Source organism: Paenibacillus sp. XY044 (assembly GCF_002257645.1).
GTDB lineage: Bacteria > Bacillota > Bacilli > Paenibacillales > Paenibacillaceae > Paenibacillus_AQ.
On the sequence record NZ_NQMO01000005.1, the window covers coordinates 547,484 to 573,406 of the forward strand.

Sequence of the window (25,923 nt, forward strand, 5' to 3'; positions counted from 1 at the left end):
TTGTTTTCTTTATTACTTGTTGTTTGCAGCTTTCCAGGCATCGAGCTGTGTTTGAGCTTCAGCAATGATTTTGTCGAGTCCAGCTTGCTTGAATGCTGCAATCGCTTTTGGCAGGTACGTGTTCGGATCAACGGTACCGGTCATCAGGGATGCCCAGAACTGTTCTTTCACGTTCTGTACGGCTGCCATTTCGGTTGCTACTTTCGTGCTGTCAAAGTTGAAGCTCAGGATTGGAGAATTTTTACCTTCGGCGTTAAATTTCTTGAATTGATCCCACTTGTCGTCCGGGTCGTTCGGATTCAAGTAGAGCAGCATGTTGTTGCCGAGAGAGTACGACGGCATGTCGTAGTTTTTGCCTTCTGGAAGGTTCTCAATGTGCTTGTCGTCAACCTTCTTGTAATGAGTGCCTTCGATACCGGAGTCAACCATGTTGCGCAGTACCGGATCCGTGTTGAGCAGGTTCAGGAATTCCATTGATTTCTCCGGATGCTCGGAGTTCGCGGAAATCGCCATGATCGAACCTTGAACCGATGTGTTCGTGATGATTGCATCACTTGCAGGCGTCGATTTAACCGGGTAGCCGTAGCTTGAAGACCAAGCGTTGTCAGCCAGCGGCTGGGTTTGCGCACGATCCATGAACCAGTTGCCGGAAGTCATCAAATCGTTGGTGGAACCCGTCGTTGCTGCTTCTGGAGCCACATAACCGGCTTGATAATATTTGTGCATCGTTGTCAGCGCTTGTTTCATTTCAGGCGTTTCGAGGATGTCGACGATTTTGTAATCGGTCGTATCCAGCTTCACCGCCATTGGCAGGTTCTGAATGACATAGTCATAAGGAACATAAGGAACGTAGTTTTTGTCCATCGCGAACGCCGTTACGTTCGGCTCTTTTTCCTTAATCGTTTTCAGCAGCGGCTCAATGCTTTCCAGGGAACGTACATTGGAGGTATCCAGCTTGTACTTGTCCACCAGGTTTTGGTTGAAGCGCCATACTTCTTGTTGAGGAAGTTCTTTGTTAGCCGGAATGCCGTAGTTGTGTCCATCGACTTTGGAGCCTTCCAGGAACGCAGGATCGATGGTGTCCTTGATGCCTTTTCCGTATTTATCAAGCAGATCGTCGAGTTCCATGAACGCGCCTTTTCTTGCGTTCTGTACGTAATCAAATCCGCCTGCGGATGTGAACAAAATGTCCATTGGTTCGCCGGAAGCCACGTTTACCTGCATTTTTTGCGTGTAGTCGCCCCAGTCGATCATTTTCATGGTGACGGTTGCATTAATCTTTTCCTTCGTATACTTGCTGACCTCGGCCATAACCTTGTCAACGTCTTTTTGCGGTGTGCCAATCGTGTACCAGATCAGGTTAACCGGCTTCTCGGAGCTCCCAGAAGATCCGGAACCACTGCTTTCCGCGTCTTTGTTGCCCCCTCCGCACGCGCTGAGAACTAGCGCGAAGGCCGTCAACATGGCCAGTGCGAACGAGAAGCTTTTCTTACCCTTGCTCATGTGTGTTCCTCCCTTTTTGTGTTGCAGTCAATGATGTCTGCCCACCAAGCGGCCTAGCCGGCTTTTTCTTTTATTGTTTCCGGCTCGGTTTGTTTAACTAAGATAACCTTAACGGATGTAAGCCGTTACAAAAAGAAGATAAACTAAATAAAACCGTGTACAAATTAAAGAAAAGGTTTTCTTTTTGTCTAATTTTGTCATTTTTTCGATGAAACGCTTACTTTTATTGTTTTTCTTTCATTTTCATTTGAGTTTATGTGCATCAAACGTCACAAAAAAACCCTAAATCGGATGAGATGTAGGTGTTAAGTCTCATCTGATTTAGGGTATCCAAAGCCGGTCAACCCAGCCCCTTGTAATCTGTCGGCGAAATCCCGACATATTTCCTGAACTGTTTATAAAAATATCCGGTCTCCCAGTAGCCTACGTTCCGTGCAATCTCCTGTACCTTGAGGTTCGTGTTCTTCAGCTGCTGCTTCGCCTTCTCGATTCGGAACTTGTTGATGTATTCGGCGAACGTTTCCCCGGTTTCCTTATGAAACAGCTGACCCAGGTACACAGGATGGATATGATATTGTACCCCCAGCGTTTTCAGCGACAGTTCGTCGGCATAATGGTTGTGAATATGGACGAGCACCTGATTCACTACAGGGTTCTTCATGTCCTGCAGCAGCGACTGAACAGCAGCCCCAGCCACTTCCTGCAGCGCGGCAATCAGATCCTGCAGCGAGTTGCTTTCCCGAACCCTGCCAAGGCCGTTCTTAAATATATCCGACTCATCCGTATGCTTGATCTGTTCCAGCTCCATTTTGAACCGGATCACCAGCTCGAGGGCGGCATTCAGCAAATCCTCCGGCCGAATATGCCCTGCCGTCTGCATCTGCTCAAAATCTTCCTTGATTTTTCGGTTCAGCCCGGCTTCGTCCCTCGCCAGAATCAGCTTGGCATATTCGTCCCAGGCAATGGCGATATGGCGCTCCGGGCCGCCGCTATTCTCCTCCAGGCTGGTGTAATCGATGATCCGTCGATCCGGGAATACCATGAAATACTCCAGCGACTGCTTGGCCTCTCTGTAACTGACAGAAGCCTCATCAGGCATGCTCACCGCCGAGCCGACGCCGATATGCACTGTGCAGCCCTGCCTCGCCAAATCAGCCTCCAGCTGCTCCAGCGCCGTCATTAGACGTGTTTTCCCCTCCTTAGGGTCCTCCAGGCTGCCAATAAGCACGGTATCCCCGTCCACATCGCGGAACAGCGTCAGTTCCGTGCTGTCTTTCAGCAAGCCGTCGGCCTGTTCGAACACCGCTTCATCGGCTATTGCCCGAAGAACTGCCACGGCCATATAGGGCCGGTTCAAATCCACGCCGAGCAGGTCGGCCCTTTCCGTAAATTCCGGAGGGGCGATCTGCCCATTCATCCAGCGGTAGAGCGTATTGTCCTTCAAAATCTGCACATCAAATGCGCTGTACAATCCGCCCGCTTTCGTACTGTCCAGTTTGGATACGGTATTGCGCAGCGTCGATTCCAGTTCCTCGACATTGATCGGCTTCAGTAAATAGTTTTCGATGCCGAGCCTCATCCCCTGTTTCAAGTAATCAAACTCGTTGTATCCGCTTAGGATGATCACCTTCAGGTCGTTGCGGGTTTTACGTGCCTCGCCGATCAAGCTCAGTCCGTCCATCACCGGCATGGAAATATCCGTAATCAACACATCCACGGGCGTGGACGCCATGACCTCGAGCGCCTGACGGCCGTTCTCTGCATGCCCGACGATCTCCAGTCCGAGCGTGGCCCAATCTAAAATATCGTACAGCCCCTCAATAATGAACGGCTCATCGTCCACTATAAACACTTTATACATCTTCAGTATCCGTCCCTTCCCGGTTAGGATAGCGTACGGTGACGACCGTACCGACTCCTGGCCGACTGTCAATTTCCACCCCGTAATCTGGGCCGTACAGAAACTGCAGCCGGCTGTGTACACTGCGCAGCCCAAACATTTCGCCGGACTCCTCCGGCTTCCCGAGTTCTTCATGGATTTCAGCCAGGCGCTCAGGCGTGATTCCTTTACCGTTATCCGTAATCACGGCCACCAACGTATCGCCTTCTTCCCTCACCTGTATGTCCAGATGATTATCGTCGCGATTCGTCTGAATGCCATGAACGATATAGTTTTCAATCAGCGGCTGCAGCGACAGCCTCATGACCGATGTGCCCTGCAGCGTCGGGTCCGAATCGATGGTATAGCTGAACTTCTCCTTATAGCGTATCCGGAACAGCTCCAGATATAGGCGGCATGCCTCCAGCTCATCCTTGAGCGTGTAAATCTTTTTCTTCTGAACCAGACTTTTGAAAAGCACGGACAGACTGTAAATCATCTCCCCGACATCCTTGGCCCCCTGGGAAATAGCCCGCATCCGGATCACTTCAAGTGTATTGTACAGAAAGTGGGGATTGATACGCGCCTGCAGCGCCACCAGTTCCGTCTGTTTCTGTTTGATTTCGGCCTTGTACACCCGCTCGATATACAGGTTCAGCTCGTCCAGCATGTCATTAAAGCTTCTGGAAATCTGGCCAAGCTCATCTTCTCCTGGGTTATCGATCCTTGCGGACAAATCCCCGTTTTTCACCTTGCGCGTAATCTTGATAATCCGGTTCGTCCGGTTGGCGAAATTAATCACAAAGAAGGCCGGGAAAAAGATCGCAAACAAAATACAGATCCCGCTGATCGTAATTATCGTTTTCCGGATCCCTGAGTAGCTGGCCTCAACAACCTTCTTCGGAACGGCTCCAATCACGACATATCCGTTATCGGCCGAGGTCAGCTTGTTGATATACATTCGGCTGCTAACCTCAGCCGGGCGGGTATCCCCACCGTCGTACAGAGAATCAGTCACATCCATATATGGATAGGTCTTTCCATAATATTTCCCTTCCGAATCATACAAAACCTTGCCGTCCGCAGAAAGTACCGCAATATCCCCTTTGAAGCTGTCCTTATAGCTGGTCAGGGCATCGGTAATGCCCCCAGAATCCAAGTAAACGAGAAACTGTCCCGCGTTCTTGAGCTGCCGGTTGTTGATCGGTACCCGGATGGCATACAGCTCTGGCGCCCATTGGTCCGCCGCCTTCCGTATCCAGTAGTTGGGTGAAGTGATACCCTTATAATCCATCGCCATGACGTCCGGAATGTAGGAGTGGGTCAGATCGGTGGTCAGCTGCTTGTACTGCTTGTTTGGCTTGAATACAGAAAGATACTGCCGCTCCGAGCTGTACAGCATGATGTTGCGGATATCCCCGTTCTCGTCCATCACCTGTTGGAAATACTGCAGCGGGTCCGTCGAGTTGTTATTCGTTTCGTTATAAAACTGGTCCATGCGATGCTGCACATATTGCGAATAAGGATGCTCCATCAAAAAGGAAATGTTCGAGAACAGCATTTCGTTCCGGTACATATCCCTGGCAATATTCTCTACCGATTGGTAACGCTGATCCAGGTACCGGCTGACATTTTCCATCGCGGCCTTCTGGTTGTTGAGTTCCTTCTCTACGATCGATTGGGACAGGGAAGAGAACATCAGATAGGACAGGATCACAATCGTAAAGATCGCAACGATCGTAAAGATCAGCAGAACCCTCATGAACATGTTGTTTTTAAAATAATTCCTGTAGATTCTGCCTAGTCCCATGGTAATCCCCCCGTCTCGCCGTTTTTCCATTATATCATACCCTCATTGGCCGTTAAGGAACACGCTGTTTGCTAAGCCTCCAAGACCGAAAAATCATCACCAGGAAATTGCCCGGGAAATGGAATCCCCTGCCCTTCACTTTGCCGCGAGTACGCTTACAACCATGCCGCCAATGCCTATGCAGCAATACCACTATGATAACTTTTTCATTTCCCGTAAGACAAATGGAATAATTTTGAACATTTCCTCACAGCAAAAAAAGCCAGCACCTGGGATGTCCAAGTACTGGCTTTCTCGCTGGCCATTGTACAGATTACTCTGTAGTGTATGGCAGCAATGCGATTTGACGGGAGCGTTTGATCGCAATCGTCAGCATGCGTTGGTATTTTGCGCTTGTGCCGGTTACACGGCGAGGCAAAATTTTACCGCGTTCGCTGATGAATTTCTTCAGCAGATCGGTATCTTTATAGTCAATGTGAGTAATTTTGTTCACAGTGAAGAAGCACACTTTACGACGTTTGTTACGGCCGCCGCGGCGAGCCGGTCTCTTGTCGTTGTCTCCGCCTTCTCTTTGTTTAAAAGCCATGCTGTTTCAGTCCTTTCCTTTTTAAAATGGCAAATCATCATCCGAAATATCAATCGGTTTTCCGTCATCGGAAAAAGGATCTTGATTGGAATTGTTCCGCGAATAGTTGTTATTACCGCCGCGTCCGCCGCCTCCATATGAAGGTTCTTCACGCGGAGTACTTCCTCCTCCACCGCCACTTCCGCCTTCGCGGTTGGACGATTCCAGAAAGCGTACGTTATCGGCAATGACTTCGGTGACGTATACACGTTTACCTTCGTTATTCTCGTAATTCCGTACCTGGATGCGCCCTTCTACAGCCGTCAGACGGCCTTTGCGCAGATAATTGGCGCAGGTCTCAGCAAGCTGCCTCCATGTGACCACCGGAATAAAGTCCGCCTCACGCTCTCCGCCTTGCGCCGTAAACGGGCGATCCACAGCGAGCGTAAACTGCGTTACGGCTACCCCTGAAGGTGTATAGCGCAGTTCCGGATCCCGGGTCAACCGGCCGATCAAAATAACACGGTTCAACAATCGAGTCCCCTCCTTTGAGCGAATTTCATCACTAATACCGTAAACGGATATTAAGCAACAACGTCAAGCGTAATGAGATAACGAATGACTTCGTCAGAAATTTTCATGAGGCGCTCAAGCTCGGCTACAACGTCAGGATTGGCGCTGAAGTTAACCAGAACAAAAGTACCGTCACGGAATTTGTTGATCTCATACGCAAGGCGGCGTTTACCCATCACATCGTGCTTAGTGATTTCTCCACCGTTGGAGATGATGCCTTGGAATTTTTCGACTGCAGCTTGAACAGCATCTTGTTCAATGTCAGGACGAATAATGTACATCACTTCGTATTTGCGCATATGTTTCACCTCCTTATGGACTTCGGCCCCTGATCATGTCAGGAGCAAGGAACGAGCCTAAACTCGCACCATATTAATATATCAAATTGGCCTAATGATTGCAAGTACAAAGCAGGTATTGATTCCCCATAGCACATGATTATCCGTCAAGGGTACACACTACAGAGGCAGTCCATTCTAACGAGTAAAGGAGGCCTTGTCCATGGGTGAAAAAACGGAATTCGAGCCAGGCGACAAAGCGCCGAATCCCGGCGTGTACATGGAGGTTGGCGAAAACAGCTTTCATACCGAAATCAACGATCCGAAACGGGTGGAGCTGGCTAAGGGTGATACCTTTCCAGAGACTTCGAACAAAGACCGCAAATGGAAAAAGATGACGAAAGCCCGGGTCCACTAATTTTAAAAATGGATGAATAACCGTGCGAAAACTGCACATAATACAATCAGGCGGTGCTTGAGAGAGGTGTGGTTCCGTTGGACATGATCAACGCAACAAAGCACAGGAAGTCAGAAACAGCACGTTCAAGAAGCGGAGGGAAGTGCTAAAAACACTTTTTGTCTAAAGCAAAGATTTGCTAAAGGCTGACCCGAGTTTCACTTGCTGAAGTGTATGTGAATGAATTCCAAAAAATCATGGCATCGCCTGCCAAATCGGAGGACCTTCTAGGTCCTCCTTTGGTTTATATGCAGCCGTCTGCAGGCAGCTTATAATGAAGACCCTGCACCCTTAGGAGTTATTGGCACATAACAGGTTTACACCCTGCTACTCTCATTAAGCCTCAGGATCTAATAAAATAAGAAAACCTTCAGTTTCGTCAACTGAAGGTTTTCGCCGTATGTATTCTATGCGCAGTCACTTAAAAAAGGGAATGTGGCGGAAAGAGAGGGATTCGAACCCTCGCACGCCTTGCGACGCCTAACTGATTTCGAGTCAGCCCCCTTAGACCTCTTGGGTACCTTTCCGCAGCAAAATTGATTATAGCACATGTCCATCATTTGTGCAAGCCTTAGTTGCCCAAAAGATATTGAGGTCTAAACCTGTCCTTCCGTCCCCTCTTCCGATTTCGAACGAAGCACCTTTTTCATGTTTTTTTCAAACTTCGCCCTGGGAATCAATACGCTGTGCTGGCAGCCGACACATTTGATTCGAATGTCCATTCCCATGCGGATGATCTCCATCTCATTGCTTCCACATGGGTGGTTTTTCTTCATTTGGACGATATCTCCGAGCTGAAACACTTTACGTTCCACCGTTATCCTTCCCCCATTTCGTTATTCCCTTCATTACCTGCCGCAAGCTCGGTCTGCGCCTGTTTCATCATGTCATCGTATTCCAAAGCCTGCTTCACGTCCGCCTGAATCTGCCGTTCGACATCCCCTTTGGTGTTCGGCATACACTCGGCTACGATCCGGATGACGTATTCACTTGTGTTCAAAGATTGCACCCCGAGTACATTCGGTATCGAAATGACGTTGGGATCCCGCTGCTGAATGCCGGTAAGCGCCTGTTTAATCAGGGCTACGGTTTCATCCAGGTTTCGCTCGTTTTTCATCGGAAGGTCAACCATCGCAAGCGCATTGGACAAGGAGTAGTTCGTTACGCTGGCAATGGAACCGTTAGGTAAAATATGAACTTCACCGGTAGGGCTCACGATGCGAGTGGTCCGAAGGCCGATCATCTCTACGGTGCCTTTGAAGGTCCCTGTCTGGATGACGTCTCCTACCGCAAATTGGTCTTCCAATATAATGAAGAATCCGGTAATCACATCTTTAACCAAACTTTGCGCGCCAAAACCTATGGCCAAACCAAGCACCCCTGCCCCTGCAAGGAGCGGTCCCAAATGAAAGTTGAATTCCGACAATATCAGAAGCACCATTATAAAATTGCAGGTGACTGCCGTCACGTTTTTCAGCAGCTCGGCTACCGTGGCGAACCTCCGCGGGTTGACGTTCATCCTGCTCTGCTCATGACGCGCCAGCGACTTGTCTATAATTTTGGAGACGACCTTGATAATGACGCGGGTAACAAAGAACAAGATAATGATCCGAATGCCCGAAAACAGCACGTTGGTCCACATATCTACATTCGTCACCCAGTCCAGAAACTTATCGCCGATACTTACCGCCTGCTTGACGGCCTGCTCTGGATCGGGAATGGTTTCTTCAAGCCATAACTTACTCAATCAACTCTACCTCCTATCTTCGATGCTCTTATATCCCTCTGTGTTGTCTTTGAAGTAGATTCCCCGAATCTCCACCTGTTCCTGCTCAATGATCGTCTGCACACTCTCCAGCTCCTCCCGCGGGAACTGGATCGATAGTGCACAACCCGCCGTAATTTCCTTTGGTGTAGGAAATAAATCCATTTCAATATCCGCATATTCAAGCAGCATCTCGGCGCGCAGCGCCTGCTGTGTCGAATCAAAGGCAATCAGCATCCAGGTCTCCATCTTTGCCACCATCCGTTTCTCCCCTGCCCTTTTTCTACCGCATCCGTCCGCAATACTTTTTCTATGGAACGCCTGCATGAAGTATAAAAACACTCTTCCTTCCATATACTAGTTACTACCAATTGCAAGGAAAGGAAGATACTATGACTCAGTGGCCAAAAACGTCTCCCAAACAGGAGCTTACATGCTTAAAAATACCACATACAGACCCTGAAATCCATTCCGCTATTATTCATCGTCTTCTGTTTCATCTCTCTCAAGCCGGGGAAAATCAACAGGTCATCGTCGTATGTATCGGTACCGACCGGTCCACTGGCGATTGCCTCGGTCCTTTGGTAGGCACTGCATTGGCCCGGTATAAAAGCCCTTGGTTTCATCTGTTCGGCACTCTGGACGAGCCTGTGCATGCCGTGAACCTCCAAGAGACGCTCTCCTCTATCTATGCGCTGTATGACAATCCGTTCGTTATTGGCATTGATGCGTGCCTAGGACAATCCTCCAGCGTTGGCTGCATTCAAGTCGCTAACGGCCCGCTCAAACCCGGCGCAGGTGTACATAAAGAATTACCGCCGGTTGGCGATATCCATTTGACGGGTATCGTTAATGTCGGCGGCTTCATGGAATACTTTGTGCTGCAGAACACCAGGCTCAGCTTGGTGATGCGTTTGTCAGAGATTATTGCATCAAGCCTCCATTCTGCCATTAAGGAATGGAAAGCCCGTACTACGCTTTTTGCAAGGCTAGATTAATCGCCTCTACCTCTTCAAGAGAAAGGGGATAAGTCGACTGCCCGGATTCCACCGGTTTGGCATAAACGTAGGAACTGTCACGGCTGTACAGCGCAGTGATGACGACTCCGTTCCGGTTAGAATCAACAATTCCAATCGAAAAGCTTAAATCGCTCCCTCGTTCGCTGAATGCATTGTAGCGTTTGATGCCGATATTCCCTTTGATCGTTTGGAGCTTGTTCAATGCCAGTGACACGGATTCTCGCTGCTGCTGCTGCTCATCCTCTACGCTGTCCACCTGTGTTTTCAGATCGATGAGCAGCGTCTCCAAATCTTCCACCCCGCTGCCGGCCATCATCGTTTCGTACTTACGGCGAATTTTTCTTAGCTTTGCCCCTTGTGTCAGCACCAACACGAGCAAGATCAAAATGAGGAGTACGATCCCGCCAATGATTCCTGGTAATTGTTCGCTGATTAAATCATTTAAGTCCGACATGCTGTTCATTCCTTTTCCCCAATCTTGACCTACCCGTTTTCCACGACGCATCGTCATCCCACATACACTGTCACTTGATACTTATAGGGTTGTTTGTTTCCAACCACCCATTTTTGCCGGTCATCCCTTCAGCTATCCAGGGTGTACCGGCTTTGTCTTGCCATCGAGGTTTAATTAAAAAAACGACTTTGAAAGTTTTCCGTCGAGGCCTTTAGTCAACGAACCAGCTCGTGCATCGCTTCAATCATCCGCTGAACGTCCTGCTCCGTACTGTCCGCACCTACACTTGCCCTTACCGCTCCGGTCTTTTCGGTCTGCATCGCATAATGGGCCAGCGGTGTACAGTGCATCCCCGCTCTGACTGCAATCCCAAATTGCCGATCCAGGTGGAAGGCAATTTCCGTTGAATCCCTTCCCTGGACCGTGAAGGCTACGATTCCGGTTCTATCCTTCCCGAGTGCTGGACCAAGTAAATTCATGCCCGGCAGTCCTCCCAAACCCTCGATCATCGTCTGGGTTAATGCCCATTCATGCCGATAAATTCGCCGCGGAGTTTCCTTCAATACATACTCCACCCCTGCCTTAAGCCCAGCAATTCCGATCGTATTCAAAGTTCCCGCTTCATACCGGTCCGGCCTTACGGTGGGCATTTCCTTTTCCTCGGACTGGCTGCCTGTCCCTCCATGGATCAGTGGCTCCAGGTCAATCTCCGGCGATATGTAGAGTCCTCCCGTCCCCTGCGGACCGAGCAACCCTTTATGGCCCGGAAAGGCCAGCATGTCTATATAGCAAGCCTCCACATCAATGTCCAGCACACCGGCACTTTGGGCCGCATCCACCAAAAATACCGCTCCGCTGCTGCGTGCCAACTCACCAATCCTCTGGATCGGCAGAATACTTCCCAATAAATTCGAGCTATGACTGCAAACAACGAGCCTCGGCTTCTTAGATAAGCAAGCCTCCAGCTGCTGCATGTTCAGTTCTCCTTGATCATTTACCCCAATGTAATCCACTTGAATATCCAGCGTACGCATTAAATATTCCAGCGGCCTCCGCACCGAGTTATGTTCGATCATGGTCGCAACGACATAGTCACCGGACTTCAGAATCCCCTTGATCGCCATATTTAATGCTTGGGTTGTGTTATGGGTAAAAATGATGTTATTGGGGTTCTTCACCCGAAACAACTGAGCCAACACACGACGGGCCTCAAAGAGAACCCTGCTCGCTTGCACGGCCATTTGATGACTCCCCCGCCCCGGATTCGCTGCCGCTTCCTCCATTGCCTTTTGCATGGCCGCCAGAACACCCGGTGGTTTTGGCCAAGAAGTCGCTGCATGATCCAGATATACAACTGAGTTCATATCCCGTTTCACTCCGCTCCAAGGAACAAAGAATGACGCATCTTCGGTCCCTTTCAGGAATCACTTAGACGCGTCATCCCATCCACTGATCTTTATTGCAACAACTCCAGCAGCCGTTCCAGGTCCTGTTTGCTGTAATAGTTTAATTCGATTTTGCCTTTATCTTTGTTTTGCTTGATCTTCACTGTCGTTCTAAACCGCTCCCGCAGTGATTCTTCCAAATTATCAATATACGGGTCACGCCTTTTGACCTTCGCTTTGTTTTTATCCACCGGTTTCCGGTCAAGCTGTTTCACAGCTTCCTCTAGGTCCCGTACACTCCACTCATTGTTTACGCATTGCTTCGCCAACTGCTTAATGAGCGACGGATCCTTGAGACCAACCAACGCCCGTGCATGACCCATGGAAATTGTTCCACGTGAAACATAGTCTTTTACTTCATCCGGCAAAGCTAACAATCGAAGAAAGTTTGCGATATGGGATCTGGACTTACCTACCTTCAACGACAGTTCTTCCTGTGTTAAAGAGTATTGATCCATCAAACCTTGATAAGCAACAGCCACTTCCATCGCATTCAAGTTTTCGCGCTGAAGGTTTTCAATCAAGGCAATCTCCATGACCTGCTGATCGCTGAATGTACGAACTACAGCCGGAATGGTTGCCTTGCCGCAGTATTGCGAAGCTCTAAAGCGCCGCTCCCCTGCAATGATTTCATATCCCTTGAGCACGCTGCGTACAATAATCGGTTGAATGACCCCATGCTGACGAATCGATTCGGCCAATTCTTGAATAGATTCCTCGTTAAAGTCCTTGCGCGGCTGGTAAGGATTGGCACGAAGTTGACTGAGTGGGATTTCTACGATTTTGTCATCCTCATTAATCGAAAGTGAAGGAATTAATGCATCGAGTCCTTTGCCCAATCGTTTACTCATAAGAAATCACTTCCTTTGCCAACTCTAAATATACCTCAGCGCCCTTCGAACGTGGATCATACGTAATGATCGACTGACCATGGGACGGAGCTTCACTAAGCCGGATATTTCTTGGAATGATCGTCTGGTATACTTTTTCCTGAAAGTATTTCTTAACCTCTTCAATGACCTGAATTCCTAAATTCGTTCGGGCATCCAGCATGGTAAGCAGTACGCCTTCGATTCTAAGTGAAGTATTCAAATGCTTCTGAACGAGACGAATCGAATTCAGCAGCTGACTTAATCCTTCAAGGGCATAGTACTCGCACTGGATCGGAATGATGACCGAGTCAGCGGCAGTAAGTGAGTTAATAGTAAGTATACCAAGTGACGGCGGACAATCGATTAAAATATAGTCATAATTTGCTTTTACCAACTGCAACGACTTTTTGAGCCGAAGCTCCCTTGAGATGGTCGGCACCAGTTCAATTTCCGCCCCTGCTAATTGAATCGTTGCCGGAATAATATGAAGGCCTTCGATTTGGGTTTGCAAGATGGCATCTTTGGGATGTACATCATTGATAATCACATCATAAATGCAGTTCGCTACATCCGCTTTGTTGACACCTACTCCACTCGTTGTATTGCCCTGGGGATCGATATCGACGAGCAGCACCCTTTTCCCGAGCGAAGCCAATCCTGCACCGAGATTGACGGAGGTTGTCGTCTTGCCGACTCCGCCCTTTTGATTTGCTATGGCAATAATTTTGGACACTCAATTCACCTCTATGTGTATGAAGACTCTTCTTGTAGGTCGCGGGATTGTGATCATCAGCAAAACAAACGGCTGCTTATACCTGTATGACCCCCGGCGGCAAATCAAGCTTGCCGGTGCTTGTATACAGATACGCAGAAACGGCTTCGCCCTGCAGTAGTGCGCTTCCCCTTACTGGAATAACAAGAAAAACCTTTACTCTATTATTCGATCAACATCGATTAACAACTTCGATTTCAGAACAATTACGAGAAAAATGGGAGATGCGAACTTCTCCCCTCCCCTCTATCCTTCCATCTTATGAAATTCAGCCGCCTGCGACATTTGAATTCATGATCTTCAAGCAAAATGGATTCATCCGTTATCATGCAGGACTGTGCAGAAGCTTGTCTGGGTGTTTACTCATTTACATTTCCTGAAAAAAGCGGATGCTCAGCCGCTAAGCCCGATCGTATTAACGTTTAGGAATTTTGATCACGATCTCGTAATGATCGTCATGATCGTTCTCCTGTGTTTTAATGGCCATCCCTGATCCCGACACCATGTCAATGGATTGGCGAATCGTATTCAACGCCAGCCGGACGTCCTTGGAATATGAGATGCGTTTTGCCTTTTTAATTTTGGCCGATTCTTTGTAAAACGCGACTCTAGCCTCCGTTTGTTTCACGTTCAGTTCTTTGGCTACAATCTCAGCCAGCACTTTCAGCTGCAGTTCCTCGGTATCGAGGGACAATAACGCGCGCGCATGCCGCTCCGTAATTTTGCGCTCCATCAGTGCGTTCTTCACTTCGTCCGGAAGATGAAGCAGCCGGATTTTATTAGCAATCGTCGATTGGCTTTTCCCAAGGCGCTGCGCCAAACTCTCCTGCGTAAGTTGATGAAGATCAATGAGCTTTTGGTAAGCAACGGCTTCCTCAATGGAAGTCAGACCTTCACGCTGGAGGTTTTCGATCAACGCAATGGAAGCTGCCTGGGAATCATTGAATTCACGGACAATGGCGGGAATGGTTTCCATACCGAGTTTGGAAACGGCACGCCAGCGCCGTTCACCGGCAATAATCTCGTATTTGGCGTTACGGATACGAACAACAATGGGCTGGATAACCCCATGCGTCTTGATCGTTTGACAGAGTTCGTCGATTTTATCGTCATCAAAAATGGTCCGGGGCTGGTAAGGACTGCTCACGATTTCCGCCACCGGAATTTGCTTTACTTCATCCCCATTGCTTCGTTCCGTCAAACCAAACAATTTAGAAAATTGTTCTTTCATTCCGTATATTACCACCTAATTTCGTAATCGCACCGCTAGAGCACCTAACAACAATGTACAGGTCATAGAGACATCCATGACGGATCAGGGTAATAACCCTACTTTTTTTAGCTTTGAACTTTGAGCTTTGAAAGCAGCGATCCAGTCATAGAAATACGTTCAGCGACTTCAACATGGAAGATGGAAATCATCAGATCCGTTCGCGTTTTATGTATAAGGTTTACATGACTGCACGGTCTGAGATTCGGACGACTTACCAACGATCATCCCTCTATATCATACCATTTGAAGCCAGTTCATAGAATACAGTTTATACTCTATTCTACCACTTTTCTTCATATAATCCTATTCTCCAAAGTTCCCGATTTTTCCTGCCATTTATCCATTATTTCACATTAAGGAAAACGTCTATCGACGTACATTCATTGAAGACAGACCGCGTTTAGCGGAAGCTTTCTGAGATTATAGAATGGTCCAGCTCCGCTGAAAATTTATAAATTCTATAATCTAAAAAAAAGAGGACTGTTCCACGTGAAACAATCCTCTTCATTCATTATATATGGCTGGTTACAGACAGTTTAATAATCGAAAATCAGTCGACTGCTACATCCTACACTGCTTAGTATAATTTCCTTATAACCATGTTTTTTTCATTACACCAAAGGAGTTTTAATCGCAGTTCCGGCCTTTCTCGGATATTTGCCTGGAGTCGCCGCCGTCTTACGAATCTGAACAATGTGGCGAGCCGATTCCTCCACGGGGAGCAAGAATTGGTCAACTCCAACCACCTTCCCCCGAAGCTCCTTCAAGCTCTTGGCAGCCTCTCGTACCTCTTCCGCTGGATCACTTCCTTTCATCGAAGCGAACAAACCATTCACTTTGACGAAGGGGAGACAGAATTCATTCAGTATGGCCAACCTGGCCACTGCTCGGGCGGTAACGAGGTCGAAGTGATCTCGGTACCCCGCCTTCCTTCCCCAGTCCTCGGCTCGGCCATGAAGGAGTTCCACATCCTTAAGTCCGGTCTCCTGCACAACGTGCTGAAGGAAGGAAATCCGCTTATTCAACGAATCAATAATCGTCAGCTTCAAGTGCGGAAAGCAGATCTTCAGTGGAATTCCGGGGAATCCCGCGCCGGAGCCGATATCGGCCATTGTCTTAATCTCCCCCATGCTCACATAAAACGCCAGGGAGATAGAATCATAGAAATGCTTGGTGTATACCTGCTCCCGCTCGGTAATCCCGGTAAGGTTCATTTTCTCGTTCCATTCGACCAATTCCTTGAAATAAATTTCAAATTGTTCCAACTGGGATGGTACTAGTGTAATGCCATGTTCATTCAAACGTTGTACAAACTGCTCTTGTATCGGATCCATTCGTTAACCTCTTGCCGCTGTAACGCGATTATAGTGTTCCAGATACACCAGCAGAATCGAAATATCCGCCGGCGTAACGCCGGAAATCCGTGAAGCCTGGCCGATCGAAATCGGGCGGATGCTGCTCAGTTTCTGACGTGCTTCAATGGCGATACCTTGAACATCGTTATAGTCGATCGTTTCCGGAATCTTTTTCTTATCCATCTTTTGCAGACGTTCCACATGGATCAGCTGCTTTTCGATATACCCTGCATACTTGATTTGAATTTCCACCTGCTCCTTCATTTCTTCCGTCAGTTCATACGGTGAAGGTGAAATTTGTTCAATATGGCTGTGGGTCACTTCGGGACGGCGCAAAATCGTCAGCAGGTTACTGCCATCCTGAATGGGAGCTGAGCCGATCGATTCAAGCATCGCATTTACATGGGAAGGACCTACCTTCGTTGAACGAAGGCGTTCAATTTCGAGCTCGACCTTTTCCTTCTTATCCAAAAACTTCGCAAACCGTTCATCCGAAATCAGGCCGATCTCATGACCCACCGGCGTCAAACGCAGATCGGCGTTGTCATGGCGAAGCAACAGTCTGTATTCCGCACGGGATGTCAGCAGGCGGTAAGGCTCGTTGGTTCCTTTCGTTACAAGGTCGTCGATCAGAACCCCGATATAGCCTTGCGAACGGTCCAGAATGACCGCTTCCTTGCCTTGTACTTTGCGAGCGGCGTTAATGCCCGCCATGATGCCTTGACCAGCAGCCTCTTCGTAACCGGAGGTTCCGTTAATTTGACCGGCTGTGAACAAGCCCGGCATCTTCTTCGTTTCCAGGGACGGCCACAGCTGCGTCGGCACCATAGCGTCATATTCGATCGCATAGCCGTTGCGCATCATTTCAACCTTCTCCAAGCCAGGGATACTGCGCAGCATCGCCAGCTGAACGTCTTCAGGCATACTCGTAGACAGCCCTTGGACATAATATTCAGAGGTGTTCTTGCCTTCCGGCTCGAGGAAAATTTGATGCTTCGGCTTGTCGCTGAAGCGCACGATCTTATCCTCAATCGACGGGCAGTAACGCGGCCCCGTTCCTTCAATAATACCGGAGAACATCGGTGCCCGGTGTAGGTTTTCGTTAATTATGCGGTGGGTTTCCACCGAAGTATACGTCAACCAGCAAGGAAGCTGCTCATTATCGGAAGATTCCGTTTCATAGGAGAAAAACTTCAGCTTTTCATCTCCCGGCTGAATTTCCGTCTTGGAAAAATCGATGGTAGACTTGTGTACGCGCGGCGGCGTACCGGTCTTGAAACGAACGAGATCGAAGCCCAGTTCACGCAGATTTTCCGCCAGCTTCACCGAAGGCTGTTGGTTGTTTGGACCGCTTTCGTAGGTCAGCTCACCCATAATGACTTTACCGCGAAGATACGTGCCTGTAGTCAGTACCGTTGATTTGGCCCGGTACGAGGTGCCGGTTTTCGTCACTACACCGACGCAGACACCGTCTTCAACAATCAGCTGTTCCACCATGCCTTGACGCATCGTCAAGTTCGGTTCCTTCTCCATCGTTTCCTTCATCGTTTGTTGATACAGGAACTTGTCGGCTTGAGCACGCAGTGCATGCACCGCCGGCCCTTTTCCTGTGTTCAGCATCCGCATTTGAATAAACGTTTTATCAATATTACGGCCCATTTCGCCGCCAAGTGCATCGATTTCACGGACGACATGCCCTTTGGCCGGTCCCCCGATCGAAGGGTTGCACGGCATAAATGCGACCATGTCCAGATTGATGGTAATCATCAGTGTGTTGCAGCCCATCCGCGCTGCGGCCAAGGCAGCTTCACAGCCGGCATGACCCGCGCCGATGACGATGACATCATAGCTACCTCCATCATAACTCATCGGACAAACCTCCTTTATTTTTCTGAAAATAAATGCATGGATCTATATGAACGAACGACTTATTTACCTAAACAGAACTGGGAGAAAATTTGATCCAGCAGTGTCTCAGCTGCGGTATCACCTGTAATCTCACCAAGCTGTTCCCAAGCAAGACGGACATCAATCTGGATCATGTCGATCGGAATGAACTGATCCGCCGCTTCGTAGGCATCCTGAAGGGATTTGTACGCCTTTTTAAGGAGTGCAATATGCCGGACGTTGCTGACATAAGTCAAATCGCCTGACTCAAGCTTCCCGCTGAAAAAGAGCGATGAAATCGCCTTTTCCAAAATGTCGATCCCCTCTTCGGTCATCACCGACATCGGGACGATCAATTCATCCGGATAGTACCTGGACAGCAGATCCCTGTCCAATTGCGAAGGTAAGTCCATTTTATTCATAATGACAATGGATTGTCTACCACGGATTTGTTCCATTAATTCCAGTTCGTCCTCATGCAGCGGTTCGCTTGCATTCAAAACGAGCAGGATGAGATCGGCCTCGGTGACCGCATGCTTCGAGCGTTCCACGCCGATTTTCTCCACGACGTCCATCGTTTCCCGGATTCCTGCCGTGTCCAGCAACTTGAGCGGGATGTTGTTGATTGTGACGAATTCCTCAATGACATCCCGCGTCGTGCCCGGAATATCGGTGACTATGGCACGGTTCGTATGAGCCAGCGCATTCAGCAGCGAAGACTTGCCCACGTTTGGGCGTCCGACGATGGCCGTGGTGATGCCCTCGCGCAAAATTTTTCCCTCTTCAGCAGTTTTCAGCAGCTTCTGAATGCCTTCCATGACTTTGCTGCTCTTCTGCTTAATGAACTCCGCCGTCAGCGATTCCACGTCATGCTCCGGGTAATCGATATTGACCTCGATGTGAGCCATCGTTTCCACCAAGGTATGGCGCAGCTCCCCGATTCTCTGGGACAAGGATCCCTCTACCTGCTTCAAGGCGATGGAGAAGGCCCTGTCCGATTTGGACCGGATCAGGTCGATCACCGCTTCGGCCTGGGAAAGGTCGATCCGGCCGTTCAAAAAGGCCCGCTTGGTGAACTCACCCGGTTCCGCCAGACGGATCTCCAGCTGCAGCAGCAGATCCATCACCCGTTTGACCGAAATGACGCCGCCGTGCGAGCTGATCTCCACCACATCTTCCGTGGTAAAAGACCGCGGAGCCCGCATCACGGTGACCAGCACCTCCTCCACCCGCTCCTGGGTATCCGGATCGACAATATGCCCATAATGAACCGTATGCGACTCCGCCTTCGTTAACGCCGTTTTGCTGTGAAAAATCCGTTCGACTTCAGAAATCGAGTCCGGTCCGCTCACGCGGATGACGGCGATTCCCGCTTCCCCTACAGCCGTCGATATCGCTGCGATTGTATCCGTAAGCAAGGCTGTCACCTCTTTTTCCTATATTAAACGTTCATCCGTTTCTGTTAGCTCTATTGTTGCCATAACAAGACGTCTCAAGACCTGCTTTGCCCTGGGCCGGCACCGCCGGGTGACCCCATTCAAGATTCAAAAAAAACAATGACTTCATAAGCTAAAGGTAAGCTCAATAAAGTCATTGTACAGTTCTCTCTTTACTTTATCGTAATGACTACGCGCCGGTTGGGCTCTTCCCCTTTACTGTAGGTCTTCACCTGTGGATGATCCTGCAGTCTGGAATGGATCACCTTGCGCTCCTGCGGGGACATCGGTTCAAGAACGACCTCTTTATGGGTCCGAATCACCCGACCTGCCAACCGGTCAGCCAAATCCTCCAGCGTCTTCTTCCGGCGTTCACGGAAGTTCTCGGCATCGAGCACAAGCCGCACGTAACTGCTTGACACCCGGTTCGCCACAATGTTAGCCAAATACTGCAGGGCATCGAGGGTTTGTCCTCTTCTGCCGATGATCAGTCCCAAATCAGGACCGAAAATATGAAGTGTCGTAGCATCCCTTGCGTGCTGAATTTCGACGCTCACATCCAGCCCCATGCTCTTTCCGACGTCAATGATAAACTCGGCAGCCGTTTCGTAAGGGTCCTTCTCTTCTTCCACATCGGAAGCTTCGGGTTCATTCAAATCTAGTGGCAAAGGTTTCGCCGTCTCCACTGGTTCCGGTGCGGGCTCAGGCAGCAATGTAAGTTCCACCTTTGCTTCCTTGACACCGATCAGTCCCAGGAATCCTTTTGACGGCTGCGATACGATTTGGACCGTGACCCGGTCGCGGCCTACCCCAAGCTGGGTTAGCCCTTGATTTACAGCATCTTCAACGGTTTTTCCTGAAGCGACGACTTTGCTCATTTAGATTTTTTTGCCCCCTTCTTTCCCTTGTTATTTCCTTTACCGCCTTTGTTGCTGCTGCCTTTGTTTCCAGACTTGGCATTTCCGCTAACTCCAGCTGAAGAAACGGCGGCTACATTTGCTGTCGTATGGTTGTTACGATACAGGAAGTAGTTCTGGATGATGGTGTACAGGTTACTGTAAATCCAGTACAGCGGCAGTGCGGATGGGAACTGGTAAGACATGAAGAAAATCAAAACCGGATACACCAGCATCATAAATTGCATGGCACCCTGCTGCGGGCTCGGGTTCATCTTCATCATCATGCGGGACTGCAGGAAGGTCGTTGCAGCAGCCACCAGCGGCAGGACGAATGTATGGTCCGGCTTACCCAATTGGAGCCACAGGAATGAGTGGTCACGAAGATGCGAGTTGTACACGATGGAATTATAGAGTGCGATAAATACCGGCATTTGGATAATCAGCGGCAGACATCCCGCCATCGGATTAACCTTATTTTCCTGAAACAGCTTCATCGTTTCCTGCTGCTGTTTCTCCGGCTGATCCTTATACTTCTCTTTTATCTTTGCAAGTTCAGGCTGAATCGCTTGCATCGCCTTGGAACTTCTAACCTGCTTAATGGACAATGGCAAAATAATCGTACGGACGATAATTACCATCACAAGGACGGCTAAGCCGTAAGCCCCGCCAAACCAACCGGCGAACGTATCTAATGCGAGCGAGAAATAATAAACGACGTTAGCCTGCCAAAAGCCGCCGTTCTTCATTTCTTCTGTAGTATGCGTCACAGTGTTGCCCGTTCCGCACCCAGCTAATACAACCACTGCGAGCATCATCACAGCGATGAGGAGGATCCATTTCCTGCCTCGGCTAGTCTTAAGTAGCGACACTTCATAACCCCTCTCTTAACGCTTCCATTCACCGTAAATCATACCATAATTAATTGGACAAAGAAACCAGCATTCAGCGCCCCGGAGGCTTCAGCAGCGACGCCTTCCGAAGTACGTGCAGAACGCTTTTTTCAAGGTCTTTATAGGACATTTCAACCGCGCCTTTTCGGACGATGAACACCAGATCGACGTGTTCAATAAGCTTGTCTTCATGGTGACGCATAATTTCCTTGACCAGTCTTCTCATCCGGTTGCGTACAACGGCATTGCCGACCTTCTTGCTGACGGATATTCCGACGCGGAACTTCTCTACCTCTTTTTTGCGGAACCAATATACGACGAATTGGTAATTGGCAAATGACTTCCCATGCCTATATACGCGGCTGAAGTCTGCCCGGTTTCGTAAACGTAAACTTTTATGCACGAATATCCCCTGCTTGCTGCCCGCCATACCAATGTACAGCGGCCTTTCCTCCAAAAATATCAGCGGTCAAAATTTTGCTTCATATAATATATAGCGATATTCCACTTCCTAGTATGGTCATCCAATCTGCGAAATAAACCATAAAAAGAAACGGTGCTCATCTCTGAGCATGGCCCGGTCTCTTTAATTTCAGCGGGATCGGGTCCTATTTTCGTCTTCTACTCGGCTACCAAGCCCGCTTCTCCCTCTTTTTCATGAAGAAATCTGTAGATGAGAAAGTAATAAAACTCATTTTTAAGAAATCAGAAAGTATAAACTTCCGAGGCTAAACATCCTGATCTCGTAAGAAGAACTTCCCCTAATCGGGTCTGGCTTCATAGAATGTACGCCGATAGACGTTTTTCTTATGAAAAAAAGACCACCTCGGTGGTCTTCATGTACGAAATTTACGCGCTCAGTACTTTTCTGCCCTTCAAGCGACGAGCAGCCAGCACTTTGCGGCCGTTTTTCGTGCTCATTCTTTTCCGGAAACCATGCACCTTTTTGCGCTTGCTTACATTCGGTTTAAATGTCGGTCTCATGTATTGCACACCCCCTTACAGGATTTCATAACCTTTATGGTTAAATATTCATTTTCATTCACACAGAAAATGCCTTTATACATTTAATCATGAACAGGCCCAAAAGTCAACTCAAACCTGCTCCCCCACTTTTCGGAATTTGACCCTAGCGATCGCTCTTCTCCCTCTTTTTAGTTTTTCCTCTTCCAATTTGTCTCGATCTGTCCAGCAGCTCTTGCTTCAGCACAATCATCGGGCAACGGCCACAATCACCAATTCGTACTTCTTTCCTCTTTTCCGTTTCTGTGGACACCTTCCCCTTGCATTCGTTTGGTATTCATCTAACTTTGGTTGATTCCACGTCATTACATCATAAAGGCAGCCGACCCGAGTTTTCCACAGCCCTCCGCTCAACGCACCTCAAAAATCCACAAACCCCATTTATCCACTTGTTCACATGGTTCGCAATAAAATTCTAAGATCCGGCATAACCTGTGCACAACTGATTTTTTATTTTGGGAGATGCTGTCGAAAATTAAACACCTTATAAACAATATATAGTGGTGTGAATAAAAATTATACACAACTTATTGAATTTGTGGATAATTTACGCCATTTCATTGATAAACGGGCGTTCTTTTGCTATGATTATATTGTTTTTGGATGTGAATATGTGATTTCACCCCATATATTATCAACAAGCTGTGGATAAACTTGTGAACAATTTCAATTTGTCCACTTTTTTTATTTTCCCCCGTTTTTGAAACTGGGGATATATTCTGCACCATTCATCTTTTTTCGACATTTCCACTCATGGCTCGATCCCAGCCACATTTGGAAGATTTAAAGGAGTGACAGTCTGTGGACAGCCATACTTCCGAATTATGGCAGCAAATCCTATCTATTATTCATACCAAGCTCAGCAAGCCGAGTTTTGACACCTGGTTTAAAGCAACCAAAGCGATACAAATGAGCGAGCATTCCATCGTAATTTCCGCTCCCACCACATTTGCTGTCGAATGGCTGGAAAGCCGCTATACAAAACTCGTTAGCTCCACGATCTATGAAGTGTTGGGGAAGCAGGTTGACGTGAAATTTGTCATCGAGGAGAACAAACCTGCCGAACTCGCCCCACAACAGCCCGCGCCCATGCCTCAGGCGACCCCTGACGAGGCTCTGACCCATATGCTTAACCCGAAATACACATTTGACACGTTCGTCATCGGTTCGGGCAACCGGTTCGCGCACGCGGCCTCTTTGGCTGTCGCGGAAGCACCGGCGAAGGCGTATAACCCATTGTTTTTGTATGGAGGGGTAGGGCTTGGCAAGACCCACTTGATGCATGCGATCGGACACTACATTCTGGAGCACAATCCCGCCAGCCGGGTCGTATATATCTCTTCCGAGAAATTTACGAATGAATTCATCAACTCGATCCGTGACAACCGGGCCGAGAGTTTTCGCAACAAGTACCGGAACGTCGATATTTTGCTGATTGACGATATTCAATTTCTGGCGGGTAAAGAGTCGACGCAGGAGGAATTTTTCCATACGTTCAACGCCCTGCATGAGGAACAGAAACAAATTATCATCTCGAGTGACCGGCCACCCAAGGAAATTCCGACGCTGGAGGATCGGCTGCGCTCGCGTTTTGAATGGGGACTGATTACGGATATCCAGCCGCCGGACCTGGAGACGCGGATTGCGATCCTGCGGAAGAAGGCCAAGGCGGAGAATCTCGATATTCCGAACGAAGCGATGATGTATATCGCCAATCAGATCGACACGAACATCCGGGAGCTGGAAGGCGCGCTGATTCGCGTTGTCGCCTATTCCTCGCTGACCAATCAAGATGTGACCACGCATCTGGCCGCCGAAGCGCTGAAGGATATCATTCCATCGAGCCGTCCGAAGATGATCACCATTCAGGACATTCAGCAGAAGGTCGGGGAGTATTACAACCTGAAGCTGGAGGATTTCAAAGCGCGCAAACGGACTAAGGCCGTCGCTTTTCCAAGACAGATTGCCATGTATTTGTCCAGGGAACTGACGGATTTCTCGCTGCCCAAAATCGGTGAGGCTTTCGGGGGAAGAGACCATACAACCGTCATCCACGCCCACGAGAAAATATCCCAGTCTCTAAAAGAGGACCAGGATCTGTTCAAAGTCATCAATAACATCACGGAAAAAATCAAAAACCCAACCTGAACAAGTTCAAAGCCTATGCACAATCTATACACATGTGAATAGGCTTGATTTTATTGAAGTTTTTGAGCTTATCCACAAATTCAGGGCCCCTACTGCTATTACTATATTATTTAAATAAAATAATATTCATAAATAGGCTGCACGCAGCCGGCAAATCCGGAAAAGTTAAGCAAGCCGAATTTTCTGCTAGGAGTGAAACTATGAAAATCAGCATCCTTAAAAACGTTCTTAATGAATCTATTCAGCACGTATCCAAGGCCATATCGAGCCGAACTACGATTCCGATCTTGACGGGCATCAAGCTGGACGTGAACCATTCGGGGGTAACCCTCACAGCCAGCGACACTGATATTTCCATTCAATCGTTTATTCCGGTAGAGGATAACGAACGCACGATCGTTACCGTGGATCAACCGGGCAGCGTCGTACTGCCAGCCAAGTTTTTCGTGGAAATCATCAAGAAACTGCCTTCTCAGGAAATCCAAATGGAGGTAAAGGATCAATTCCAAACCTTTATCTCTTCGGGAGCCACTGAAATTCAAATGGTCGGACTGGATCCGGAGGAGTTCCCAGTACTGCCGGATATCGAGGGGAACCAAACGATTTCCCTGCCGGGAGCACTGCTCAGGAACATGATCCGCCAAACCGGCTTTTCCATCTCCACTCATGAAACGACACCGATCCTGACAGGCGTCCTGTGGAACCTGGATCAGAACGAGCTGAAGTTTACAGCTACGGACCGTCACCGTCTGGCCACCCGCTCCGCACATTTGGAAGGGACCGAAGAAGTGAAATTTCACAATGTGGTCATTGCCGGCAAAACGCTGAACGAGCTGAGCAAAATCATTCCCGACCAGAATACGCTGGTAGACATCGTCGTAGCGGACAACCAGGTGCTGTTCAAAATCGACCGGGTTCTGTTCTATTCCCGCATCCTGGACGGCATTTATCCGGATACTTCTAGGATTATTCCGACAAACTACAAAACAGAACTGGTTTTGGACACAAAAAAATTAAGCGAATCGATCGACCGCGCTTATTTGCTCTCCAGAGAGGAGAAAACGAATATCGTACGCCTGCAGACGATGGAGCATGGCGGTATCGAAATTTCTTCCAGCTCGTCGGAACTCGGCAAGGTGCGCGAAGAGCTGGACGTCATTGATTTCCAAGGGGAACCCCTGAAAATCTCGTTTAACTCGAAATATATGCTGGACGTGCTGAAAGTGGTGGAAAGCGAGCAGCTCAAAATTGCTTTTACCGGCATCATGAGCCCGATCATTCTGAAGCCGGTGGATGACAGCAAGAGCCTGTACGTTATCCTTCCATATCGGACCACCAACTAACGCAAAACTTGTCCACAGCGAAAGGATTTCTGATGAACAAAATAGTTATCCACAGTGAATATATTAAGCTTGATCAATTTTTGAAGCTCGCCAACTGCGTATCCACAGGGGGGATGGCCAAAGCCCTCCTGGCGGAGAACATGGTGACCGTGAATGGGGAGCCGGAAGATCGCCGGGGGCGGAAATTGTATCCGGGCGATCAAGTCAAAGTGACGGACTGCGGTGAATTTGTGGTAGCACAAGAGGCATAAAAGTGCCCCCAGGTCGCCGCTTTTAC

Annotated in this window: 26 protein-coding genes and 1 tRNA gene; 5 read left to right on the forward strand and 22 right to left on the reverse strand. The window is 48.6% G+C overall.

The window, feature by feature from the left end:
- Window positions 1-12: 12 nt before the first annotated feature.
- The 6 genes from CJP46_RS22270 to rpsF all read right to left on the reverse strand — a co-directional run bounded on the left by CJP46_RS22270 (window position 13) and on the right by rpsF (window position 6,629).
- Window positions 13-1,503: an ABC transporter substrate-binding protein gene (locus tag CJP46_RS22270; protein ID WP_094597818.1), complete on the reverse strand. Its 1,491-nt coding sequence runs from the start codon at window positions 1,501-1,503 to the stop codon at window positions 13-15.
- Window positions 1,504-1,843: 340 nt separating this feature from the next.
- Window positions 1,844-3,364, reverse strand: a complete 1,521-nt coding sequence (locus tag CJP46_RS22275) for a response regulator transcription factor (RefSeq protein WP_094597819.1) — start codon at window positions 3,362-3,364, stop codon at window positions 1,844-1,846.
- Complete coding sequence (locus tag CJP46_RS22280; protein ID WP_094597873.1) at window positions 3,357-5,192, reverse strand: sensor histidine kinase; 1,836 nt, start codon at window positions 5,190-5,192, stop codon at window positions 3,357-3,359. Before CJP46_RS22280 ends, CJP46_RS22275 begins: the two co-directional genes overlap by 8 nt.
- Window positions 5,193-5,505: 313 nt before the next feature.
- Window positions 5,506-5,778 carry a 30S ribosomal protein S18 gene (rpsR, locus tag CJP46_RS22285; RefSeq protein WP_076172485.1) on the reverse strand — a complete coding sequence of 91 codons (273 nt, stop codon included), beginning with the start codon at window positions 5,776-5,778 and terminating at the stop codon, window positions 5,506-5,508.
- A gap of 21 nt (window positions 5,779-5,799) precedes the next feature.
- Entirely contained in the window at window positions 5,800-6,291 is a 492-nt protein-coding gene (gene ssb, locus CJP46_RS22290) for a single-stranded DNA-binding protein (protein WP_094597820.1), read from the reverse strand.
- Window positions 6,292-6,341: 50 nt separating this feature from the next.
- Window positions 6,342-6,629, reverse strand: coding sequence for a 30S ribosomal protein S6 (gene rpsF, locus CJP46_RS22295; RefSeq protein WP_094597821.1), 288 nt, complete (start codon window positions 6,627-6,629; stop codon window positions 6,342-6,344).
- A gap of 202 nt (window positions 6,630-6,831) precedes the next feature.
- On the opposite strand from rpsF, the gene CJP46_RS22300 reads away from it, so the two are divergent.
- A complete protein-coding gene (locus tag CJP46_RS22300; protein WP_094597822.1) occupies window positions 6,832-7,026 on the forward strand; it encodes a YjzC family protein in 195 nt (64 codons plus the stop codon).
- A gap of 475 nt (window positions 7,027-7,501) precedes the next feature.
- Here CJP46_RS22300 and CJP46_RS22305 read toward each other — a convergent pair.
- The 4 genes from CJP46_RS22305 to CJP46_RS22320 all read right to left on the reverse strand — a co-directional run bounded on the left by CJP46_RS22305 (window position 7,502) and on the right by CJP46_RS22320 (window position 9,079).
- Window positions 7,502-7,592, reverse strand: a tRNA-Ser gene (locus CJP46_RS22305).
- A 69-nt stretch (window positions 7,593-7,661) separates the two neighbouring features.
- A complete protein-coding gene (locus CJP46_RS22310; protein ID WP_094597823.1) occupies window positions 7,662-7,880 on the reverse strand; it encodes a DUF951 domain-containing protein in 219 nt (72 codons plus the stop codon).
- A gap of 2 nt (window positions 7,881-7,882) precedes the next feature.
- Window positions 7,883-8,812, reverse strand: a complete 930-nt coding sequence (locus CJP46_RS22315; RefSeq protein ID WP_373558024.1) for a mechanosensitive ion channel family protein — start codon at window positions 8,810-8,812, stop codon at window positions 7,883-7,885.
- Between the two features lie 6 nt (window positions 8,813-8,818).
- Entirely contained in the window at window positions 8,819-9,079 is a 261-nt protein-coding gene (locus CJP46_RS22320; protein WP_094597875.1) for a putative Se/S carrier protein, read from the reverse strand.
- Between the two features lie 143 nt (window positions 9,080-9,222).
- Between CJP46_RS22320 and yyaC the strand changes: the two genes are divergently transcribed.
- Window positions 9,223-9,828, forward strand: coding sequence for a spore protease YyaC (gene yyaC, locus CJP46_RS22325; RefSeq protein WP_094597824.1), 606 nt, complete (start codon window positions 9,223-9,225; stop codon window positions 9,826-9,828).
- Here the strand turns inward: yyaC and CJP46_RS22330 are convergent.
- The 12 genes from CJP46_RS22330 to rpmH form a co-directional block, all read right to left on the reverse strand.
- Complete coding sequence (locus tag CJP46_RS22330) at window positions 9,803-10,303, reverse strand: DUF4446 family protein (protein WP_094597876.1); 501 nt, start codon at window positions 10,301-10,303, stop codon at window positions 9,803-9,805. The genes yyaC and CJP46_RS22330 overlap by 26 nt on opposite strands.
- A gap of 215 nt (window positions 10,304-10,518) precedes the next feature.
- The gene (locus tag CJP46_RS22335; protein ID WP_094597825.1) at window positions 10,519-11,667 is read right to left on the reverse strand and encodes an aminotransferase class V-fold PLP-dependent enzyme; all 1,149 of its coding nucleotides are present in this window, start codon (window positions 11,665-11,667) and stop codon (window positions 10,519-10,521) included.
- A gap of 92 nt (window positions 11,668-11,759) precedes the next feature.
- Complete coding sequence (locus tag CJP46_RS22340; protein ID WP_094597826.1) at window positions 11,760-12,599, reverse strand: ParB/RepB/Spo0J family partition protein; 840 nt, start codon at window positions 12,597-12,599, stop codon at window positions 11,760-11,762.
- Window positions 12,592-13,353 (reverse strand): ParA family protein, encoded by a 762-nt coding sequence (locus CJP46_RS22345; RefSeq protein WP_076172495.1) that lies wholly within the window; start codon window positions 13,351-13,353, stop codon window positions 12,592-12,594. The genes CJP46_RS22340 and CJP46_RS22345 overlap by 8 nt, the downstream gene beginning before the upstream one ends.
- Window positions 13,354-13,807: 454 nt before the next feature.
- On the reverse strand, window positions 13,808-14,623 hold the full coding sequence (gene noc, locus CJP46_RS22350; protein WP_094597827.1) for a nucleoid occlusion protein: 816 nt from the start codon (window positions 14,621-14,623) through the stop codon (window positions 13,808-13,810).
- Window positions 14,624-15,276: 653 nt separating this feature from the next.
- Window positions 15,277-15,999: a 16S rRNA (guanine(527)-N(7))-methyltransferase RsmG gene (gene rsmG, locus CJP46_RS22355; protein WP_094597828.1), complete on the reverse strand. Its 723-nt coding sequence runs from the start codon at window positions 15,997-15,999 to the stop codon at window positions 15,277-15,279.
- Between the two features lie 3 nt (window positions 16,000-16,002).
- Window positions 16,003-17,889 (reverse strand): tRNA uridine-5-carboxymethylaminomethyl(34) synthesis enzyme MnmG, encoded by a 1,887-nt coding sequence (mnmG, locus tag CJP46_RS22360; RefSeq protein ID WP_094597829.1) that lies wholly within the window; start codon window positions 17,887-17,889, stop codon window positions 16,003-16,005.
- 59 nt (window positions 17,890-17,948) lie between these two features.
- The gene (gene mnmE, locus CJP46_RS22365) at window positions 17,949-19,325 is read right to left on the reverse strand and encodes a tRNA uridine-5-carboxymethylaminomethyl(34) synthesis GTPase MnmE (RefSeq protein WP_094597830.1); all 1,377 of its coding nucleotides are present in this window, start codon (window positions 19,323-19,325) and stop codon (window positions 17,949-17,951) included.
- A gap of 191 nt (window positions 19,326-19,516) precedes the next feature.
- On the reverse strand, window positions 19,517-20,221 hold the full coding sequence (jag, locus tag CJP46_RS22370; RefSeq protein ID WP_094597831.1) for an RNA-binding cell elongation regulator Jag/EloR: 705 nt from the start codon (window positions 20,219-20,221) through the stop codon (window positions 19,517-19,519).
- Window positions 20,218-21,111, reverse strand: coding sequence for a YidC/Oxa1 family membrane protein insertase (locus CJP46_RS22375; protein WP_094597832.1), 894 nt, complete (start codon window positions 21,109-21,111; stop codon window positions 20,218-20,220). Before CJP46_RS22375 ends, jag begins: the two co-directional genes overlap by 4 nt.
- Window positions 21,112-21,184: 73 nt before the next feature.
- Window positions 21,185-21,535, reverse strand: coding sequence for a ribonuclease P protein component (rnpA, locus tag CJP46_RS22380; RefSeq protein ID WP_076172607.1), 351 nt, complete (start codon window positions 21,533-21,535; stop codon window positions 21,185-21,187).
- 446 nt (window positions 21,536-21,981) lie between these two features.
- A complete protein-coding gene (rpmH, locus tag CJP46_RS22385; protein ID WP_019914530.1) occupies window positions 21,982-22,116 on the reverse strand; it encodes a 50S ribosomal protein L34 in 135 nt (44 codons plus the stop codon).
- Between the two features lie 840 nt (window positions 22,117-22,956).
- Between rpmH and dnaA the strand changes: the two genes are divergently transcribed.
- The 3 genes from dnaA (at window position 22,957) to yaaA (ending at window position 25,897) form a co-directional block, all read left to right on the forward strand.
- A complete protein-coding gene (gene dnaA, locus CJP46_RS22390; RefSeq protein ID WP_094597833.1) occupies window positions 22,957-24,303 on the forward strand; it encodes a chromosomal replication initiator protein DnaA in 1,347 nt (448 codons plus the stop codon).
- Window positions 24,304-24,503: 200 nt separating this feature from the next.
- Window positions 24,504-25,646, forward strand: coding sequence for a DNA polymerase III subunit beta (gene dnaN / locus CJP46_RS22395; protein ID WP_094597834.1), 1,143 nt, complete (start codon window positions 24,504-24,506; stop codon window positions 25,644-25,646).
- Between the two features lie 32 nt (window positions 25,647-25,678).
- The gene (yaaA, locus tag CJP46_RS22400; RefSeq protein WP_076172508.1) at window positions 25,679-25,897 is read left to right on the forward strand and encodes a S4 domain-containing protein YaaA; all 219 of its coding nucleotides are present in this window, start codon (window positions 25,679-25,681) and stop codon (window positions 25,895-25,897) included.
- Window positions 25,898-25,923: the final 26 nt, after the last annotated feature.